At 45.3% G+C, this 17412-nt stretch carries 19 protein-coding genes; 10 read left to right on the top strand and 9 right to left on the bottom strand.

All coding sequences use genetic code 11. From position 1 onward, the window contains the following. Positions 1-98: 98 nt before the first annotated feature. Together NWE95_11375 and NWE95_11370 are read left to right on the top strand one after the other, a co-directional pair. Positions 99-755 carry a PHD finger domain-containing protein gene (locus tag NWE95_11375; GenBank protein MCW4004499.1) on the top strand — a complete coding sequence of 219 codons (657 nt, stop codon included), beginning with the start codon at positions 99-101 and terminating at the stop codon, positions 753-755. Positions 756-777: 22 nt separating this feature from the next. Then, positions 778-1323: a hypothetical protein gene (locus NWE95_11370; GenBank protein MCW4004498.1), complete on the top strand. Its 546-nt coding sequence runs from the start codon at positions 778-780 to the stop codon at positions 1321-1323. Between the two features lie 8 nt (positions 1324-1331). On the opposite strand, the gene NWE95_11365 is transcribed toward NWE95_11370, so the two are convergent. From NWE95_11365 to NWE95_11355, 3 genes are all read right to left on the bottom strand, one after another. After that, positions 1332-2489: a hypothetical protein gene (locus NWE95_11365; GenBank protein MCW4004497.1), complete on the bottom strand. Its 1158-nt coding sequence runs from the start codon at positions 2487-2489 to the stop codon at positions 1332-1334. 37 nt (positions 2490-2526) lie between these two features. Continuing rightward, a complete protein-coding gene (locus tag NWE95_11360; protein ID MCW4004496.1) occupies positions 2527-2967 on the bottom strand; it encodes a hypothetical protein in 441 nt (146 codons plus the stop codon). Between the two features lie 77 nt (positions 2968-3044). After that, complete coding sequence (locus NWE95_11355) at positions 3045-3326, bottom strand: hypothetical protein (GenBank protein ID MCW4004495.1); 282 nt, start codon at positions 3324-3326, stop codon at positions 3045-3047. A gap of 401 nt (positions 3327-3727) precedes the next feature. On the opposite strand from NWE95_11355, the gene NWE95_11350 reads away from it, so the two are divergent. Further along, positions 3728-4048: a cupin domain-containing protein gene (locus tag NWE95_11350; protein ID MCW4004494.1), complete on the top strand. Its 321-nt coding sequence runs from the start codon at positions 3728-3730 to the stop codon at positions 4046-4048. A 22-nt stretch (positions 4049-4070) separates the two neighbouring features. On the opposite strand, the gene NWE95_11345 is transcribed toward NWE95_11350, so the two are convergent. After that, the gene (locus NWE95_11345) at positions 4071-4508 is read right to left on the bottom strand and encodes a PIN domain-containing protein (GenBank protein MCW4004493.1); all 438 of its coding nucleotides are present in this window, start codon (positions 4506-4508) and stop codon (positions 4071-4073) included. Next, positions 4505-4753, bottom strand: coding sequence for an MraZ N-terminal domain containing protein (locus NWE95_11340; GenBank protein MCW4004492.1), 249 nt, complete (start codon positions 4751-4753; stop codon positions 4505-4507). The genes NWE95_11345 and NWE95_11340 overlap by 4 nt, the downstream gene beginning before the upstream one ends. A gap of 171 nt (positions 4754-4924) precedes the next feature. Here NWE95_11340 and NWE95_11335 point away from each other — a divergent pair, with 171 nt between their 5' ends. From NWE95_11335 to NWE95_11310, 6 genes are all read left to right on the top strand, one after another. Continuing rightward, positions 4925-6448, top strand: coding sequence for a 2-isopropylmalate synthase (locus NWE95_11335; protein MCW4004491.1), 1524 nt, complete (start codon positions 4925-4927; stop codon positions 6446-6448). Positions 6449-6535: 87 nt separating this feature from the next. Next, positions 6536-7618: an acyltransferase family protein gene (locus NWE95_11330; protein ID MCW4004490.1), complete on the top strand. Its 1083-nt coding sequence runs from the start codon at positions 6536-6538 to the stop codon at positions 7616-7618. A 97-nt stretch (positions 7619-7715) separates the two neighbouring features. After that, positions 7716-8117, top strand: a complete 402-nt coding sequence (locus NWE95_11325) for a putative metallopeptidase (GenBank protein MCW4004489.1) — start codon at positions 7716-7718, stop codon at positions 8115-8117. Between the two features lie 150 nt (positions 8118-8267). Continuing rightward, the gene (locus NWE95_11320; GenBank protein MCW4004488.1) at positions 8268-9926 is read left to right on the top strand and encodes a DNA topoisomerase I; all 1659 of its coding nucleotides are present in this window, start codon (positions 8268-8270) and stop codon (positions 9924-9926) included. After that, a complete protein-coding gene (locus NWE95_11315; GenBank protein ID MCW4004487.1) occupies positions 9923-10195 on the top strand; it encodes a DUF167 family protein in 273 nt (90 codons plus the stop codon). The genes NWE95_11320 and NWE95_11315 overlap by 4 nt, the downstream gene beginning before the upstream one ends. An 89-nt stretch (positions 10196-10284) precedes the next feature. Beyond that, positions 10285-10731: a nuclear transport factor 2 family protein gene (locus tag NWE95_11310; GenBank protein ID MCW4004486.1), complete on the top strand. Its 447-nt coding sequence runs from the start codon at positions 10285-10287 to the stop codon at positions 10729-10731. Positions 10732-10998: 267 nt separating this feature from the next. Here the strand turns inward: NWE95_11310 and gltA are convergent, their stop codons facing one another. The 4 genes from gltA to trxB all read right to left on the bottom strand — a co-directional run bounded on the left by gltA (position 10999) and on the right by trxB (position 15492). Next, positions 10999-12363: an NADPH-dependent glutamate synthase gene (gltA, locus tag NWE95_11305; protein ID MCW4004485.1), complete on the bottom strand. Its 1365-nt coding sequence runs from the start codon at positions 12361-12363 to the stop codon at positions 10999-11001. A 28-nt stretch (positions 12364-12391) separates the two neighbouring features. Continuing rightward, positions 12392-13240 carry a sulfide/dihydroorotate dehydrogenase-like FAD/NAD-binding protein gene (locus NWE95_11300; protein ID MCW4004484.1) on the bottom strand — a complete coding sequence of 283 codons (849 nt, stop codon included), beginning with the start codon at positions 13238-13240 and terminating at the stop codon, positions 12392-12394. Continuing rightward, the gene (locus tag NWE95_11295; GenBank protein ID MCW4004483.1) at positions 13237-14451 is read right to left on the bottom strand and encodes a hydrogenase iron-sulfur subunit; all 1215 of its coding nucleotides are present in this window, start codon (positions 14449-14451) and stop codon (positions 13237-13239) included. The genes NWE95_11300 and NWE95_11295 overlap by 4 nt, the downstream gene beginning before the upstream one ends. A 108-nt stretch (positions 14452-14559) precedes the next feature. Then, on the bottom strand, positions 14560-15492 hold the full coding sequence (gene trxB / locus NWE95_11290) for a thioredoxin-disulfide reductase (protein ID MCW4004482.1): 933 nt from the start codon (positions 15490-15492) through the stop codon (positions 14560-14562). A gap of 135 nt (positions 15493-15627) precedes the next feature. Here trxB and NWE95_11285 point away from each other — a divergent pair, with 135 nt between their 5' ends. Next, entirely contained in the window at positions 15628-17388 is a 1761-nt protein-coding gene (locus NWE95_11285; protein ID MCW4004481.1) for a thiamine pyrophosphate-binding protein, read from the top strand. Positions 17389-17412: the final 24 nt, after the last annotated feature.

Raw genomic sequence — 17412 nt, 5'->3', positions numbered from 1 at the left:
TTCAGAAAGAAAAGCAGCTTTAAACAGGTCAAAATTAATATCCCTAAAAAAGCAAAGGTAATGGTAACGGCTTCCTACAGGTCACAGGTGCAGTAACATTGAAAGATGAATGCGGCATATGCGGCAGAGTAATACAAACTACATACATGCGCAAGTGCGAACGTTGCAAAAAACTGTTCTGCCGAGACTGTATGACCCCAGATGTTGCCACAGGCGACCCAACCAAAATGCTTTGCCTGCACTGCGCCAGACGAATAGTTTCACCACGAACCGCATCCAAGTACGCTGGACTTGAAAGCCACCTAAAATTCCGAGCGTCATTCACAAACCTAGTGAAGCTTTCATTTGCACGCATCGACGGCTTAATCGGCAGCAACCTCCCAATGAACGCTTACCGAGACCCTGCATGGTGGAGCAACAACTCATCAAGCATCCACACGAAGGCTTGGCTAAATGCAGGCTGGGAAGTGCAGGAAGTCAACCTCAAAGAAGGGCACGTTACATTCAAGAAAGTGCGTGATGCTCCATTCAAGAAATCCAAGCGGACGAAGCTAGAAATCACTCAACCATTCACGCCTGTACCAATTCATAAACCAAAATCAAAAGTGCCGTCCAAAACCAAAGTCTCCAAGCTCTATGCACGCATAAAAAACCTTGAACGACAGCGAGCCATGGTACGCCAGCCAATTAGGGGTTTTAAGCCTAAATCACAATACCAAAAGAAACTTTTCAAACCTAACGAAAAACCACAATAACAACAAACGCTATCTTTAAGCTATGCCTACGCTTGAGCGAACTGTCAGTCTAAATATTGATGAAGCTTACACAAAACTAAAAGACAACTTTACAGCGAAAGGCTACAAAATACTCTCAGAAGAACCAACAAAACAAATCAAGTTTTCGCAGGGGTCACTTTGGGGTATAGCGCCAAGAACCGCGAAGAAAAAGGTAATAATTAATTTGGAAGCTCAGGGTTCTCAAACAAAACTGTCTGCTTCTTCCAACTTAGCTTCTGACTGGAAAAACATCACCATAATCGGCTGCATCTTAGCGGTCGCACTGGCAAGCTTGTGCGTTTGGATGGCTAATGATTTAACCGCTTTTATGGCTGAACGGGCTCCTAGTTTTTGGAGCTGGATTGTCACCGTTGAGGGCGATGTAAATTTGCAGGCAACTCAATCGTTAATTAATTTAGCGTGGGGCTTAGCGGTTTTCCTTTCAGTCATAGTCTTGCTTGAAATAGCGATTGTTGGTTACGCCAAAAACAAGCTCTACGTAATTGCAGAAGAAACCTTCAATGAACTAGAAAAATCTGCCAAATGAGCGGCCGATTAAGCAATTTGTTTACCGCAACGTTCGCAATAAACGGCGTAGTCTTTGTTGTTTTGACCACAATAAATACAGAACTTCTCTGTTTCCGAACCACCATCAAGGGATTTCTGGGAAGCAGCTTCTTTGGGTTCCTCAGTGAGCAAAACCGTTCGGTTCTTAGGTTTTCTAACCGAAATGACAGCCATCAAGATTGAACCCGCTATCGCAGCAATAATTATTGCAAACAGAACGGGGTTTTTGTTGATTAAGTCAAGCGATAAGGGCATTACTGGCTGAATAGTTGGGTCTCCAACATTAGAGGATGACGAAGTTGTGGGAAGTGGTGTTTTTGAGATTGCTGCTCCCGGGGTTGGTGTTGCTTTAGGTATCACTACTATTGGAGGAACATATTGTTCTCTTTCGTCTATTGGGTAAACATAAGCGGATAGACCGCTGAATTCTTCGGGAAGCATGCCGATTTTGAAACCGCTTCCTGTTGTTTCGCAATAATAGTATGTGTTGTTGGAGTCTTTAGGGTATGTCCATGAGACGCCTATAAGACCATTTCCTAGAATTCCGACGGCGTAGTGGTTTGGTGGATTAATGTAGACTGTGCCGTATCCCAAGATTAGTGTTAATGTTGCAAAGAGTATAGATGTGTCTTCGCAGTCTCCGCCTTCATCGACTAGCGTTTCGATGGGGAATCTTGGGTATTCGTCGTAGCTAGTGGTTACTGAGTCGGAGGTGTAGGTTAAGCTTTGGACAAATGCAAGAACGAAGCTGACTTGGTCATATGTGCCGTAGTTCATCGATGTTGCGGTTTCGTTCAGTTTCTGCGCGAGGGCTCTTAAGTAATAATCGTTTGTTGTCGTTAGAAAACCATAGCCATCCGGGCCATTTCTTGTTCGGGAACGTATTGACACTTCCTTGTAGGCATCGTAGAGAGCCTTGGGGATGCTTAGGTTCCATTTCCAGTGGTTTCCATTGTAGTCCCAAGCGAAAGATTTGTCATAATATTGGTCGCTTGTTTGGGCGGCAACCTTGGTGAAAGAAACCGTGGGAACAGCCAATATTAATGATAAAGCAACAATAATTATTAGTTTAACAAGCTTGGGGTTGATTGGGCTTCTCATCTGTTCATCTTCGGCAATGAATAGATACACTATGGTAGGAGGCATTAAAAACTTATCCCAAATTATATAATTTTTAGGCGGATTAGTGGTTTAACCAAGTTGTTAAGCTGTAGAACGCTACTGTCAAAAGGCACGCAAAGACTGCCAGAACAGTAAATGAGAAAGCGTTCCAGATAGTCAATGCTAAAACCGTGGTTGGTAACGGAAAGAGTAGAAAGTAAACAAAAGCTATCATTCCTCGTCTGTTGCCAGCGCTTTCCTTTTTCACGAAACCTTTGCCGAAGAATACTCCAGCTAACCTGCCGAATCCGCTGGTGCAGGTTTTGCACATGTAGCAACTGTTACAGCCGAGTCTGCGCAGGATTCCGTAAATTGTGATGGTTAATAGTAGTAGGTATAGGTAGCCGTAGATTTCATTGAATATGTACACGCTGAGGAATGCTAAAAAAAGCCATCCTAAGAGTGTGAGGTTTCCTAAAATGAGCAGTGGTCGTGTGAATTCAAGTTTTTGTTGGGTGGTCAAGTTGGGTTTGCCCTTTTTTTAGTAACGGTTGGTTGTTTATAGGGGTTTGTTGTTTTCGGTTTAAGGTGGTGTTTGGTTTATTTTTGTTTGATTATGCCGTAGCTTTGTTTTTTCCAGAGGTCTCGAAATTTGTTGTAGTAGTCAATGGGTTGGAAGACTGGGGCGTAGGTTAGTTGCCATTCTAGTCCGCATTTGCATATGGCGTAGGCTTGTTTGTTTTTGACGTCAGCGTAGATTTGTAGGAGTTCTTTTCGGCATTTTGGGCAGTAGTATGGTCCGTTGACCATTTGTTTGGCGTCTTTGGTTAGGATTTTGATGCGGCTGGTTGGGATTTTGCGCATTTCCTTGTCTGAACTCATGTTTGGTTCAACAATGGATGGTTTGATGTTGCAGATATAGTCTTCCGTTTAGGTTTTGTTTTTTGTATGGTTGTTTGTGTGATGGTTTGTTGCTTTGCCGTATACCCTATCCCCTATAGGGTAGGTTAAGTCGTTTGGTTAGGTTTGTTTTTTTTATTAGTAGAAGAAGAGAGTGCCTGCCCTACTCATCATCTACCAGCAGACTTTGCGATGGATTGCTTTTTTGCGTCAGCGTTAGCCCCAAACTGCAGGCAGGTTGTAGCCAAATCCGCAAGCAGCAACCATCAAACTGTCGCTCACAGCACGCTTTGCCAATTAAGTGTGTAGGGTGAAAATGTAAAAGGTGTCCCTTAGTTGTTAGGGGGAAACTCTAAATTGTTATTGTCGCCTAGTGTGTTGTTATGAGAATCGTTAAGGTTGAAGATACTGAGTCTTTCCCGAATGCTCACGGGGTTGACGCGCGAAGAATCTTTGAATCAAAAGACGCTGACGTTATCCACATGGCCTTGGGGGCTGGTCAGAGTCTTAAGCGGCACACTACGCCTGAGGGCGTGTTCTTCTACATTTTGGAGGGCAAGGGTGTTGTTGAGGTCGGCGAAGAAGCCCAAGAAGTGGAAAAGGACACAATAATCGACAGTCCGAAGGGGATTCCGCATCTTCTTCGCAACACCGGAGAGGGCGTTTTCAGGTTTCTTGTGGTGAAACTGCCAAAAACAGCCTAACCAGCAAAAAAACCTGAACACCTTATTTTTGGTTTAGTGGGTCTTTTAGGGTTAAGTTGGTGTTTTTCCATGCTATTTTTTGTAGTTTTAGCAGGGGTTTGTCATGGGTACATAGTGTTGGGGTTTTGTTTGCTACGTAGTTGGCTATTATGAGCGCATCTCTGCCGTCTAAGCCATGTTTTGTTGCAAGGTGCAGAGCGATTTGACTGGTTTTTTGGGTTTGGTTGTAAAATTTGATGTAGGGGTGTTTTAGCATTGCCAAGAGACGTCTGGCAGCTTCTTCTGGCGTCCATTCTAAATAGTGAACGAGCGTGTGGTAGGCTTCATGGAGCACGGTTGGGTTTATGGCAACCATGTTTTCTGGCGATAAGTTAGTTAACAGGTTTTTGACTTTTGCATGCTCAGGATACGCTGGGTCAAGGGCATAGCAAAGGATATTGGTGTCTAAGCCAACTATCACTTGACGGTTCTCCAAACCGACTTCATTTCTTCAGGTGTTGCAAGTTTGGGTTTACCTTTGCGTTTAGGCTCAGAAGTTATCATTTTGTTGAAGGATTCAATGAAATTCTCTTGCTTACCAGGCAGAATAAGGAAACCTTCAGCGGTTTTCTTCATGATGACAACATCTCCGATTTCTTCTCGGAACTCGCTAGGGATACACATTCTGCCTTTTGAGTCAATTTTTAGAGTAACCTGCTCTTCCACATTTCCCACATCTATAGAGTGGGACAACACACATTTAAACTTTTCAAAAACCCATTACTTAAGACAGAAACGACGCACCAAGATAGAGAAGGCACACAACAGTGAATCGCTGCACCATAAATCTTATATCTTCGCAACACGCCTTCAAGAGAGATGTGATTTAAATGGGGTATTGCTTTATTCAATCGCTTCCCTAAAAAAATAAAATTTTTAGACACCACCCTGCGTGATGGTGAACAAACACCCGGAGTATCACTTGTACCTGAAACCAAACTCAGAATAGCCCAGCGCCTAGACGAGCTCGGCGTAGACTTCATTGAGGCTGGTTTCGCGGCGGTTTCTGAGGGCGAACTTGAAGCCGTCAAACTAATCGCCAAGCAGGGCTTGAAAGCGCAAGTCTACAGTGCCGCAAGAGGTACCAAAGGGGACATCGATGCCGTACTCAAAAGCGGTGCTTCGGGCATCAGCATGATTATCCCAACCTCTGATTTGCACATCGAGTGCAAACTCCACAAGACACGAGACGACATACTAAACACCACCAAAGAACTCGTCGCATACGCCAAAAAACACGGCTTGACCGTAGAATACCTAGCTGAAGACGCAACACGCTCAGACTTTGACTACCTAACCAAAGTCCTCCAAGCCGCCCAAGAGGCAGGCGCAGACCGCATCGTCCCATGCGACACCGTAGGCATCCTCACACCCGACCGCTCGTTTGAATTCTACTCAAAAATAGTAGACCAACTTGAAGTCCCCGTCGGAGTTCACTGTCACAACGACTTCGGCATGGCAGTCGCCAACACAATCGCTGCACTAGGCGCAGGAGCACAAGAAGCACACGCAACCATAAACGGCTTGGGCGAACGCGCTGGAAACGCTTCCCTAGAAGAAATCGTAGTTACCCTAAAAGCACTCTACAAACTAGACCTAAACATAAAAACCGAACTCCTCTACGGCACCTCGCAACTGGTTTCACGCCTAACAGGCATCTATGTACAACCCAACAAAGCCATCGTCGGCGAAAACGCCTTCACACATGAATCAGGCATACACACCCAAGGACTACTCCAAAACCCCCTAACCTACGAACCCATCACACCAGAACTCGTAGGACGCACAAGACGCCTCTCACCCGGCAAACACTCAGGTTCACACGCCATACGAGACAGCCTCCAATACATGGGCATAAAACCCACAGACGAACAATTCAAAGAAATCTTCCAACGTATCAAAGACCTAGGCGACAAAGGCAAAAGCGTTATGGATGCCGACGTCCTCGCCATAGCAGAAAACGTCATGGGGCTCAGCAGCAAAGAAAAACCCATCCAACTTGAAGAAATGACATATGTGGGCGGCGACAAAGTCACCTCAACAGCCTCAGTACGCCTAAAAGTCAACGACAGAACAGTCTGGGGCACAGCAGTCGGCGTCGGACCAGTCGACGCAGCCATAAACGCGGTTAGAAACGCCATCGCAGAAGTCGAACCCATAACGCTAGAACAATACATGGTCAAAGCCATCACAGGCGGAACAGACGCCATGGTCGAAGTCGTCGTACGCATGCGCAAAGGCAACCGAGTCGTCACAGCCATGGGCGTACGCGAAGACATCGTAAAAGCAAGCATGGAAGCAGTCATAAGCGGCATGAACGTGCTCAAAACAGACTACAACGGCAAAACCCCAAAACAATAATCCCTTTTTCATCCTGACTTTTTCACATTTGGCTTCACTACCCTTATAAGTGATTCTTCTGTTGGGCAGACCAAACGCGATGCTAAAATGGCGAATATTGGAACCCAAACAGCAGGAGCAACAGCAGCACCATACTCAGTTGATTTAATCCGCTCCCTCGCCATTCTACTCGTTGTTCTTGTCCACGCCACAGCATTTCCATACATTATCCCGGGCGAGATCACACCCACAGTTATGAAAACATGGTGGACAATAGACATCTACGCAGCTGTTGCAAACCTAGCCGTTCCCCTGTTTGTCATGTTAAGCGGCGCACTGCTCCTTGACCCTGCAAAGGCCGACGAACCACTCAAAGTCTTCTTCAAAAAACGCTTCATGCGCGTGGGGCTACCCATGATTTTCTGGACCATAGCCTACTTCGGCTGGGGCGTATTCGTCAGCGGGCAACCACTTACAGTAAACAGTGTACTGCAAGGGCTACTCTCCGGCTCATACTACCACCTCTGGTTCCTCTACCTGCTAGTCGGACTCTACCTCGCCACACCCGTCCTGCGTGTGATAGTCAAACATGTTAACCGAGACAAATTCAAGTACCTGCTAGTCCTGTGGTTCATCGGCAACACCGCCGTTCCATTCATCAACCAATTCGCCTCTTTCGGTTTTAACCCCGTAATGTTTGTTTTCACAGGCTGGATAGGCTACTTCCTCTTAGGCATTTACTTACTCAAGGTCAAAGCCCGTTCGTGGGTAGCGATACTTGGCGTTGTCACAGGAGTTTCGGCAACAATATTTGGGTCATGGTGGATAACCGCTACTGCAGGCGAAAAATTCACCGGTTTTTTCCATGAACCCCTAAACGTCACCCTTATAATGGCATCAACATCACTTTTTCTTCTCTTAACCGCCATTCCAAAAAGCAAAATCGAAAATGGTCACCCCATAGCTAACAACTTGCTGCATTGGATAAGCCAAAACACCCTACCGATTTACCTGTTACACATCATTGTGATGGAGACGATTAAGGCTGGCTTCTTGGGCTTCACACTAAACATGAACACGATGAACCCAATAATTGAAATTCCATTACTCACCATAATTACGTTTGCGCTAACAGCGGCGATAGTTTATCCCTTAAAGAAAATCCCGTTCATAAAGCAAATAATCGGCTGACCTCTAAGTCAAAGAGCACAAACGAGAACTTGAAAAGCACTTAACTTTTTAACCCAAACAACAATACATCAAGTAAACGGAGAGAGAAAAAATACCGATAAGATATTATGACGCCCCAGAAATAAAAAAGCAAGTCGACCAGCTTGCGGAAGAATGCGAATTCTACCACGTCGTCCCCCAATTCGTCTTCTGCGTCCGAAGCAGGGGCTCCAAAGCTCGCCGCACAATCGCTCGCATCCACGGTTTAGGCAGAATCTGGCAAGGAGTCCTAAACCTTCCCCCCTCATACACCATCGAAGTCATCTCCGAAATCTACGACAAAATGTCACCTGAAGACCAAGAAAAAACCCTCATTCATGAACTAATGCACATCCCCGGCGGCTTCTCAGGCGGTTTTCGACCACACAAAGGATACGTTGAGAGAAAAAACGTTGAAATGGTCTACAAAAAACTGCAAAGCGACCGCGCTGCAAAACGCCAAAAAAAGCTGTTTCCCTGACAAACAATACGTTTTTGATGCAACATTTTTAAGCTTCGCACTATAGGGTTATAGAAAGTTGCAGGTTCGACAGCGAAAGATAAAAGAACCATGCATAAGCAAATAGTCAGGCAAGGTCTACAGAATGCCCTTGCAATTGAGGTTTAAGCTATGAAGCACGTTATGAAAAGCCTAAAACATAACGGCATATACGTTCCGCCTTACGATTACAAAGGGTTTAACATAAAAATTCAAGGTAACACCATCAAACTTTCAGAAAAAACTGAGCAGATGGCGGTCGCATGGATCCGCAGGACTCTATCAACCACTATACCGCCGCCAGACAAAGTTTTCACAAAGAACTTTATGAGAGAATTCCTCGAACAGTTACAGAAAGAAAACCCTTCAGCCGACTACTTAGCGCCGTTCGTTCCGAAATATCTGGCAAGTATCGATAACCCAACCCAAAACAACGGTGGAGAAGAAATCAACGACATTGACTTCAGCCAAGTCAAAAGCTTCATTATTGAAGACAAAGCGAAAAAAGAGGCTTTAAGTAAAGAAGAAAAAAAGAAACAAGCTGAAGAACGCAAAGTCAAACGTTTAGAGTTCAAAGAAAAATTCGGTTACGCAGAAGTTGATGGGCAACGCTTAGAGGTAGCCAACTGGACTGCTGAGCCGTCTTGCCTGTTCGCTGGGCGCGGCGACCACCCGCAACGTGGAAGATGGAAGGATGGCCCAAGCAAATGCGACATTACACTTAATACTTCATCAATGACTGATGAAGAAGCGAAAAAAGCAGGATGGGCTGGGGCTGTTTGGGAACCGAACAAAATGTATGTTGCCAGTTGGAAGGATAAACTCACGGGTAAAATCAAGTACGTTTGGTTTAGCGATACAGCTTTCCTAAAACAGAACCGTGAAAAAGAGAAATTCAAAAAAGCAGAAACACTCGGCAAACAAATCAAGCAAATCGAAGCCCACATCCTCAGAAACCTCGATGACAAGGATGAGATGAGACGCAAAGTTGCCACTGTTTCGTGGCTTATTCTGGTTCCTAACATGAGAGTTGGTGACGAAAAAGACCCAGATGAAGCCGACACAGTGGGCGCAATCACTCTTAGGGCAGAACACATCACAATAAAAGAACCCAACATCATACACTTCGATTTTCTAGGCAAAGACAGCGTGAGGTGGATAAAGGAAGTTGAGGCCCCGCCGCAAGTCATCCGAAACATCAAAGAATACATGAACGATAAAAGCAAAGAATACCTCTTCCAAGGCATTGACTCCAAAAAAGTCAGCCGCTTCCTCTCGGAGAAAATGCCCAAGCTAACAGCCAAAGTTTTCCGTACGTGGCGGTGCACAAAAACCGTTAAAGAAGAATTAGAAAAAAGCGGTATCACAAAAGATGACCCGCCCTACAAGAAAAATTTCGCTGCCAAGATGGCTAACCTGAAGGTGGCAGAAGTAGCTAACCACAAGCGCAAGATTCCTCCAACTTTTGATGAGCGCTTAGCCAAGAAAGAAGAAAACCTCAAAAAACTCCAAGATCAGCTCGAAGCAAAAAAGAAAGAGGGCAAAAAAACCGAGTCACTCGAAACAAGAATTGAGCGAGCAAAACTAGATATCGAATTAACTAAGCTAACGCGAGAATACAACCTTGGCACTTCGCTGAAATCATACATTGACCCTACAGCATATGTTAAATGGGCAAAAAAAGTTAAGTTCGACATCGAAAAGTTCTACCCAAAAACTCTACGTAACAAGTTCAGCTGGGCACTGCAGAACAGCAAAGCGCAAGAGCAGACTGAGTGCATAACTGCATGAGCATCACCGAGACAAAAGATGGCGTAATCATCTCAGTTTTTGTTAAACCCAACAGTGCAAAATTTAAAATAAAACTTGATGGCGACGAAATCGTTCTGTATTGCACCGAGGAACCAGTCAAAGGCAAAGTAAACAAAGAAATCGTAAAGGAACTTTCGAGGCTGTTGCATACTGAGGTGGAACTTGTCTCAGGTGCTACTTCTAGGCAAAAAAAATTATTTGCAAAAGGACTACGGAAAAAACAAGCTGAAGAACGTATAATTCCATAATTTGTTATAATTTAATGATTAATACATTCTATAATTAATAGTTACACTTAAAAGCCACGCCGCAAAAGTTCCGCCGACGAGGAAACAAAGTGAAATCAGATAGACAAACGCAAGCTGAAGTTACTCTAACGTTGAGAGCTATGTTTGAGGCTTACGGAAAGAGAGACCTAAATGGCGTACTTTCTTTTTGGGCTCCTGACCCTGATATAGTAGTCATTGGCTCAGGCGAAGACGAGAAATGCATAGGCATAAACCAGTTCGTTAAGTGCTTAAGAAGGGATTGGGAACAATCCGATTCTGTAACAATCGAACACAAAGACGTTGCTGTGTCCATGTCTGGCTCAGTTTCTTGGTTTGCAACAGACATCATTTTCCACGGAAAAATAGCTGTGGAAAAGTTTACATACCCAGCTCGGTTGACAGGAGTCTTGGAAAAGCGTGATGGAAACTGGTTGCTTATGCAGTTGCATCTTTCCGCGCCGAGCGCTCAACAGGAGCGGGGACAGTCTTGGCCTAAACCGCAACCAGCCACATGAAAATGGAATATTACGGTTTCCGAAATATCCCTTTTAAATCAAGAAGACACTTTCTATTTCAGGAAGGGAAGAAAGGAAGAACGGAGAGAGAGGGGCTTATCCCCCTCACCTTACCCCAAATTTTAACATACAAAATTAAAAAAATCGCATTATCGTTCTTTTATATTATAGGATGGGTGGTTAAGGCAAGCAATAAACCACCCCTCTAAAAAGTATGTAATATGTTAAAATAGGGAGTTATAGTTCAGATAGATTGAAAGATTGCGCTTATTTTTTGTTTGTTAAGTATTCGTGGATTGCTTTTGCTGCGCGTTTGCCTGCACCCATGGCGCTGATAACCGTTGCCGCGCCCGTGGCGACATCTCCGCCTGCGTAAACGCCGTCTAAGCTGGTTTTGCCGACTTCGTTAACTGTGATTGTCCCGTGTCGTGGGTCGCTCTGTAAGCCTTCTGTTGTACGCTGGATGATTGGGTTGGGTGTTTGTCCAATAGCAATGATTACTGTGTCAACGTCCATTGTGAATTCGCTACCTGGAATCGGTTTGACTCCTCTTCTGCCTTTCGCATCTGGCTCGGTGAGTTCCATGGCGATGCATTTCATGCTCTTAACCCAGCCTTTCTCGTCGCCGTAGAATTCAAGCGGTGCAGCCAAGAACTTGCAGACTAAGCCTTCCTCTTCAGCGTTTTCAATTTCTTCATGCCTAGCTGGCAATTCGTCACGTGAACGCCTATAGAGTAAGCATACTTCAGAGCCTAAACGCATACTGCATCTTGCGCAGTCCATGGCAACGTTTCCGCCGCCGATAACGACCACGTGTTTACCGATGCGGATTGGCGTATCGTACTCTGGGAACTGGAATGCCTTCATCAGGTTAACGCGTATGAGGAACTCGTTAGCTGAATAGATTCCTCCCAAGTTTTCTCCCGGGCATCCTGTGAACTGCGGCAAGCCGGCACCACTGCCGATGAAAACAGCGTCATAACCGCCTTCCTTCATGAGTTCAGGGATTGTGTGGATTCTGCCTATTAAGTTGCCAAGGCGTAAGTCAACGCCAAGCTTTTGTATGTAATTAACTTCGTTTTGGACGATGGCTTTAGGTAAACGGAACTCTGGAATACCATACATGAGCACTCCACCGCCAACATGCAGTGCCTCAAACATTGTAACCTCGTGACCAAGTTTAACAAGGTCAGCAGCAGCCGTCAATCCAGCTGGACCAGCACCGACAATCGCTACTTTTTTACCTGTTGGCGGAGCCCTCTGCGGAAGTTGATAACCGTTGTCACGTTCCCAGTCTGCAAGGAAACGCTCAAGCCGTCCAATGCTAATTGGTTCACCAACTTTTCCAACGACACATTTTGCTTGGCATTGTACTTCTTGAGGACACACTCGCCCGCAAACCGCTGGCAACGCATTCTTCGACTTAATCAGTGCGATAGCTTCATCGTACTTCTTTTCCTTAAGTAGCTTAATGAAGCCTGGAATAGGAACTTCCACTGGACAACCAGTAACACATTGGGGCTTTGGACACTGTAAACAGCGACTGGCTTCTTCTTGTGCTTCCGCTTCAGTATAACCTAAAGCAACTTCACTGAAATTTTTAGCCCTAACTTTAGGGTCCTGCTTTGCCATTTCAACAGCTTTCTTATTCAACTTTGGTTTAGGCTTTGCTTCTGCCACATTGGCAACCTCCTCTCATTTCCCAAAGAACGGAACTTAACCGTTCCTCAGGCAGCATCATTCGCTGACGCATAATTAACTCGTCAAAATCAACTTTGTGTCCCTCAAATTCTGGGCCGTCAACACAGCCGAACTTCATTTTGCCGTCCACTGTTACACGGCAAACGCCGCACATGCCCATACCGTCAATCATTATGGGTGTCGTGGTGACAATTGTCGGAATGTTGTATGGTTTGGTGATTTCGCTAACATCCTTCATGAGGACAACTGGACCCATTACCACACAGCGGTCAAACTTTTCCTTCTTTAGCAATTCTTTGAGAAAATCCAAGCCCTTATAGCCTTTGGTGCCGTCATCGGTCGCAATGTAAACTTTGTCGCTCATCTTTTTTGCTTCCTCTTCCATCATAATGAACTCTTTTGTTCTTGCACCAAGAATAGTAGTAACACTGTTACCTGCTTCCTTCATGGCTTTAACCTGCAAAAGTAGCGGCGCAATCATGACGCTACCGCCAACGCAGAGGACATTGCCGAATTTTTGAACCTCTGAAGGATTGCCAAGCGGACCAGTAACGTTGTCTATGGAGTCGCCTTCGTTTAGTAAGCCCAAAGTTTTTGTGCTTTTGCCGACTTCGTGGAATGCAAAAGAAACCGTGCCTTTCACTTTGTCATATCCGCAGATTGTTAAGGGCATTCGTTCGCCTGTCTTGCCGTGAATTACGATTAAAAATTGACCAGCTTGTGCTTTTGCCGCCACATCTGGAGCTTCAACCTCGAAGAGTTTAATCTTTGGAACAAGTTCTTTTTTAGTAACTATTTTGTAGGTCATGCTTTCGCCTCCGCTGTCATTTCACATTTAGGTAACGCTGAAATCTTCTTGTAGAAAGCATCCAGTTTCTGCTCGAAATCTCCTTCGCATCTGGGTGACTCTTCATAAATCGCGAACCGTTCAAGCAAACCCTCCTTCCTGAGCACATCAAATATCACGCCTAAGTTGCGTTCTGCAGTGTCACGGCCTTCTTGAAGCTTGCAGTCCTTTGATGAGCAAACAACAGCCATCACACCGTCAAAACCGCAGTTAAGAGCGTTCACCACATGCACTGGGTCGAGGGATTTGAAGCATGGAACTTCCAGAGCCAACACGTTTTTGCCTTCGAAGGCTTTGTTTGGGTTATCTAAGGCTGAGAACTCTGACCACTGACAAACAAAAGTCAAAACTGCTGGACCATTTCCTTTTGCTTTCAGTTTTTCGGCTACTCCACCGTAACGTTTGAGAACATTTTCAAACTCGAATCCTTTCACTTGTATAGCATGGTGAGGGCAAACTAGCTGGCATGCACCGCAACCGACGCATTTATCCTCATTCACCTTTGGAGTGGCAAACGATTCGAATTCCAAAGCGTCATACGGACATATAAAGACGCATTTTCCGCAGCCCACGCATTCCTGCACGTCGTAGAGTGCTTTTCGAGAGAACTTTATGAGTCTAACTGCATCCTCGTCAAAGCCTAACTGCTTGAGCACGGTTCTTGCTAAGACAAGTCTTCGAGTGTTAATTTTTGTGCCTTCTTTGTAGCGGCAGAATGGGTCTTCACACTGCACAGAAACAATATTTTTAATGCCTGAATTCAACGATTCAAAAACAAAGTCAGTTGGAACCCTGCCTGCACATGGCACACGCAGAGCAATATAGTTGTCAACCTTCAAACCTTCCTCTTTGAGGATGTCTTGGACTTCGCCAGTTGAAGGCGAGTTTCCTCGGCACATCAAAACAAGCGTGTCAACATCGCTCTTGGTTTGTCCACGAGCTTGCTTAACATATTCGGAAAGATTATCATAGGTGTAATACTTCATTTTTATGGCTGAAGACGGACAAGCACTGTAGCATATACCGCAGACTTGGCATTCTTCATTATTAATTTCCACTTTTCCAGCTGAGTCAGCTTTTATGGCTTCATAAGGGCAGATTGATTTACAGACATAACATCGACTGCACAAGTCTTGGTTGATTTCTACTACAGCGAGACATTTTTCACTCATTCGTAAACCTCTTTTTCGCGTTTCCGCTGTTACCTTGACAGCTTGAGCATGCTAGCTAAGCTTATTGAAATCTTGAAAAGGGCTTTAGAATCATATAATCCTTTCTCTCTATTTTCTGTAATATGGTTGTCTAATGTAACTGTACGCTTCTAGGGCGGCAGTGATGCCTTGACCCACCGCTGTGCCCACTTGCTTCACTGGATGATTAGTCACATCACCCGCAGCAAAGACGCCAGCTATGTTTGTGCGTTGCCGAATGTCAATTTTAATGTATCCATGCTCATCTGTTTCAACACCGCTGGCTTGAGCAAGTTGGCTGTTGGGTGCTTCACCGATTTGCACAAAAACCGCATCAACACTTATCTCACTTTTTGCTTGAGTCATCTTGTCAATTAATGCTACCGCGTTTACTTGCTTGTTGCCTTTAATCTCTTGGACTTCCGTATTCCACATTATCTTAACATTTGGTTTTGTTAAAATATCTCTAACTAGAGATTCTTCAGCCCTAAAACCACCTCGCCTGTGCACCACCACAACTTCTGAGGCAATACCCGCAAGGTACAAAATGGTGGTTGCCGCCGTGTTTCCGCCACCTATAACGAGCACTCTTTTGCCCTTAAAGAAGGGCCCATCGCACACGCCGCAGTAGCTTACGCCTCTTCCGCGGTATTCTTTTTCGCCTTTAACGCCGATTTCTTTGTAGTGTGAGCCAGTGGCGATTATTACTGCTTTGGCTTGGTAGGTTGTTCTTGTGGTTGTTATTGTTTTAGTTTCGCCTGTCAGGTTGAGGGCTGTTACGGCTTCTATATCTCGAACTGTTGCGCCGAGTTTTTTAGCGTGATCAGCCATTTTCTGTGCAAGTTCTCCACCGCTAACCTCTGCGAAGCCAGGGTAGTTCACCACGGTTGGAGCGTCAGAGATTGTTCCTCCAGCGAATTTTTCGTCAAGAATTAGTGTTTTTAGTCCGCTTCGTACAGCGTAGATTCCTGCTGCTAAACCAGCAGACCCCGCGCCGATGATTATGACATCCCAACTTTCCATACGTATCTCTCTACTGGGAAATACTTGGTTGGAGCGGTTTATGAATTGTTCGATAGCTAATGATTATTTTCGGTGGCTCCAATAAACTGATAAGCGCGAAGGTGATTTAGTTTGTAATGTTTTTGAGGGTTGATTATGGCGAAATACAGGTGCACAGTTTGTAATTATGTGTTTGACGAGGAGAAAGAAGGACGCAAGTTCGCCGACTTGCCAAAAGAGTGGGTATGCCCTGTTTGCGGAGTCCCCAAATCAGCATTCGTTTTGCTATCTGAGAAGGCGTCAGAAAAAAAGGTTGAACACACGGTTTCAGAGATTCTGATTAACCAAATCGCTGAGTGGGGAGTCAAATATGTTTTCGGCATTCCAGGCACATCAACCCTCGGCGTAGTAGATGCCATACGGAAAACTAACGGCAAAGTCCAATACATTCAGGTCAGGCATGAAGAAACAGCAGCATTCATGGCTTCAGCATATGGAAAGTTAACTGGGCACGTGGCAGCCTGTCTTGGGATTTCGGGTCCTGGCGCAACGAATCTGGCCACTGGCTTGTATGATGCTCAGCTGGATCATACGCCTGTTTTAGCTTTAACTGGCTTGGTTGCTAGAAGACTTATTGGTCAAGGTGCAGTGCAAGAGATTGATCAGCACGCGTTTTTTGAGCCCATAAGCGTTTACAACAAAACTTTAATGACTGAAGACCAAACGACTTCGCTGGCGACTTTGGCAATCAAGCACGCACTTTTAGATCAAGGCGTTGCCCACATCGGAATCCCAAACGATGTGCAAAAGTTGCCCTATGAAGCAGAGATTTTGCCGTTTGAGGGGCGAATGCCTAATTTGGCGTATGGCCAAGAGGCATGGGTGATTGAGAAGGCAGCAAACATCATTGACCAAGCGAAGCGCCCAGTGATTTTAGCTGGATTCGGAGCTAGGGGACAAGGAAACAAGGTTTTAGCGTTGGCCTCAAAGATTGGCGCGCCGATTATGGCTACTTTTAGAGCTAAAGGCGTGGTTGATGAGAATGAATCTTTGTATGTTGGTTGCCATGGCGGTGTCGGCTCAACTGCGGCTGGGGAACTTATGGAGAAGACTGATTTGCTAATAGTGATTGGCTCGTCTTTTTCGGATTTGACTCAGATTCCGCAGAGACGCATGGTGCAGATTGACATTAATCCGTTAATGATTGCTCGCCGCTACCCTGTGGAGGTTGGGTTGTTGGGTAATAGTGCGGTTTTGATTCCCAAGTTGACTGAGCACGTGAAGAAAAAAGAGAACGCAGAGTACTTAGCGGAGGTTTCACGGCTCAAGCAGGCGTGGCTAAACCAGCTTGAAAAAGAAGCAGACGCCAGCGCGAAACCAATTCGTCCACCTTACATTATCAAGGTGTTAAACGAGAAGATTGCTGATGACGCGGTAATTTCGCTTGATGTTGGCGAGAATTGCTGGTGGTTTGGACGCAACTTTAGGATGAAGAAATCTCAGAAGATGGTGATGAGTGGAACTTTAGCTACGATGGGGTTTGGTTTGCCTGGAGCGTTAGCGGCTGCGTTGGCTTACCCGAAAAGGCAGGTTGTTTGTTTAACTGGTGACGGGGGGTTAACCATGGTTTTAGGCGACTTCTTGACAGCGCTCAAGTACCAGTTGCCCATCAAAGTGTTTGTCATTAACAATAAGCGGTTGGGTATGATTATGCAGGAGCAGAAAGTTGAGGGCTACGAGGGCTGGCAGACAGAACTATTTGATTACAGTTTTGCCGATTTTGCTAAGCATTCGGGCGGCGTGGGAATTAAAGTGTCAGAACCCAGCGACTTGGAAAGAGCAGTCGATGACGCACTGAAGGCTACTAAACCTGCGATTGTGGACATAGATACTGACCCGCGCAGGTTTTTTAGTTAAAAAAGCTGTGCGCACATATCTGAG

This window comes from Candidatus Bathyarchaeota archaeon (assembly GCA_026014725.1).
Lineage (GTDB): Archaea > Thermoproteota > Bathyarchaeia > Bathyarchaeales > Bathycorpusculaceae > Bathycorpusculum.
The sequence above is the reverse complement of the archived record's forward strand: the minus strand, read 5'-3'. Positions and strand labels throughout refer to the sequence as shown.

Bases quoted from the DNA above. Each gene is read 5' to 3' on its own strand.
- NWE95_11285 (MCW4004481.1), top strand. From the start codon at position 15,628: ATGGCGAAATACAGGTGCACAGTTTGTAATTATGTGTTTGACGAGGAG.
- trxB (MCW4004482.1), bottom strand. From the start codon at position 15,492: ATGGAAAGTTGGGATGTCATAATCATCGGCGCGGGGTCTGCTGGTTTA.
- NWE95_11350 (MCW4004494.1), top strand. From the start codon at position 3,728: ATGAGAATCGTTAAGGTTGAAGATACTGAGTCTTTCCCGAATGCTCAC.
- NWE95_11365 (MCW4004497.1), bottom strand. From the start codon at position 2,489: ATGCCTCCTACCATAGTGTATCTATTCATTGCCGAAGATGAACAGATG.
- NWE95_11300 (MCW4004484.1), bottom strand. From the start codon at position 13,240: ATGACCTACAAAATAGTTACTAAAAAAGAACTTGTTCCAAAGATTAAA.
- NWE95_11330 (MCW4004490.1), top strand. From the start codon at position 6,536: ATGGCGAATATTGGAACCCAAACAGCAGGAGCAACAGCAGCACCATAC.
- NWE95_11315 (MCW4004487.1), top strand. From the start codon at position 9,923: ATGAGCATCACCGAGACAAAAGATGGCGTAATCATCTCAGTTTTTGTT.
- gltA (MCW4004485.1), bottom strand. From the start codon at position 12,363: ATGGCAAAGCAGGACCCTAAAGTTAGGGCTAAAAATTTCAGTGAAGTT.
- NWE95_11295 (MCW4004483.1), bottom strand. From the start codon at position 14,451: ATGAGTGAAAAATGTCTCGCTGTAGTAGAAATCAACCAAGACTTGTGC.
- NWE95_11370 (MCW4004498.1), top strand. From the start codon at position 778: ATGCCTACGCTTGAGCGAACTGTCAGTCTAAATATTGATGAAGCTTAC.
- NWE95_11320 (MCW4004488.1), top strand. From the start codon at position 8,268: ATGAAGCACGTTATGAAAAGCCTAAAACATAACGGCATATACGTTCCG.
- NWE95_11355 (MCW4004495.1), bottom strand. From the start codon at position 3,326: ATGAGTTCAGACAAGGAAATGCGCAAAATCCCAACCAGCCGCATCAAA.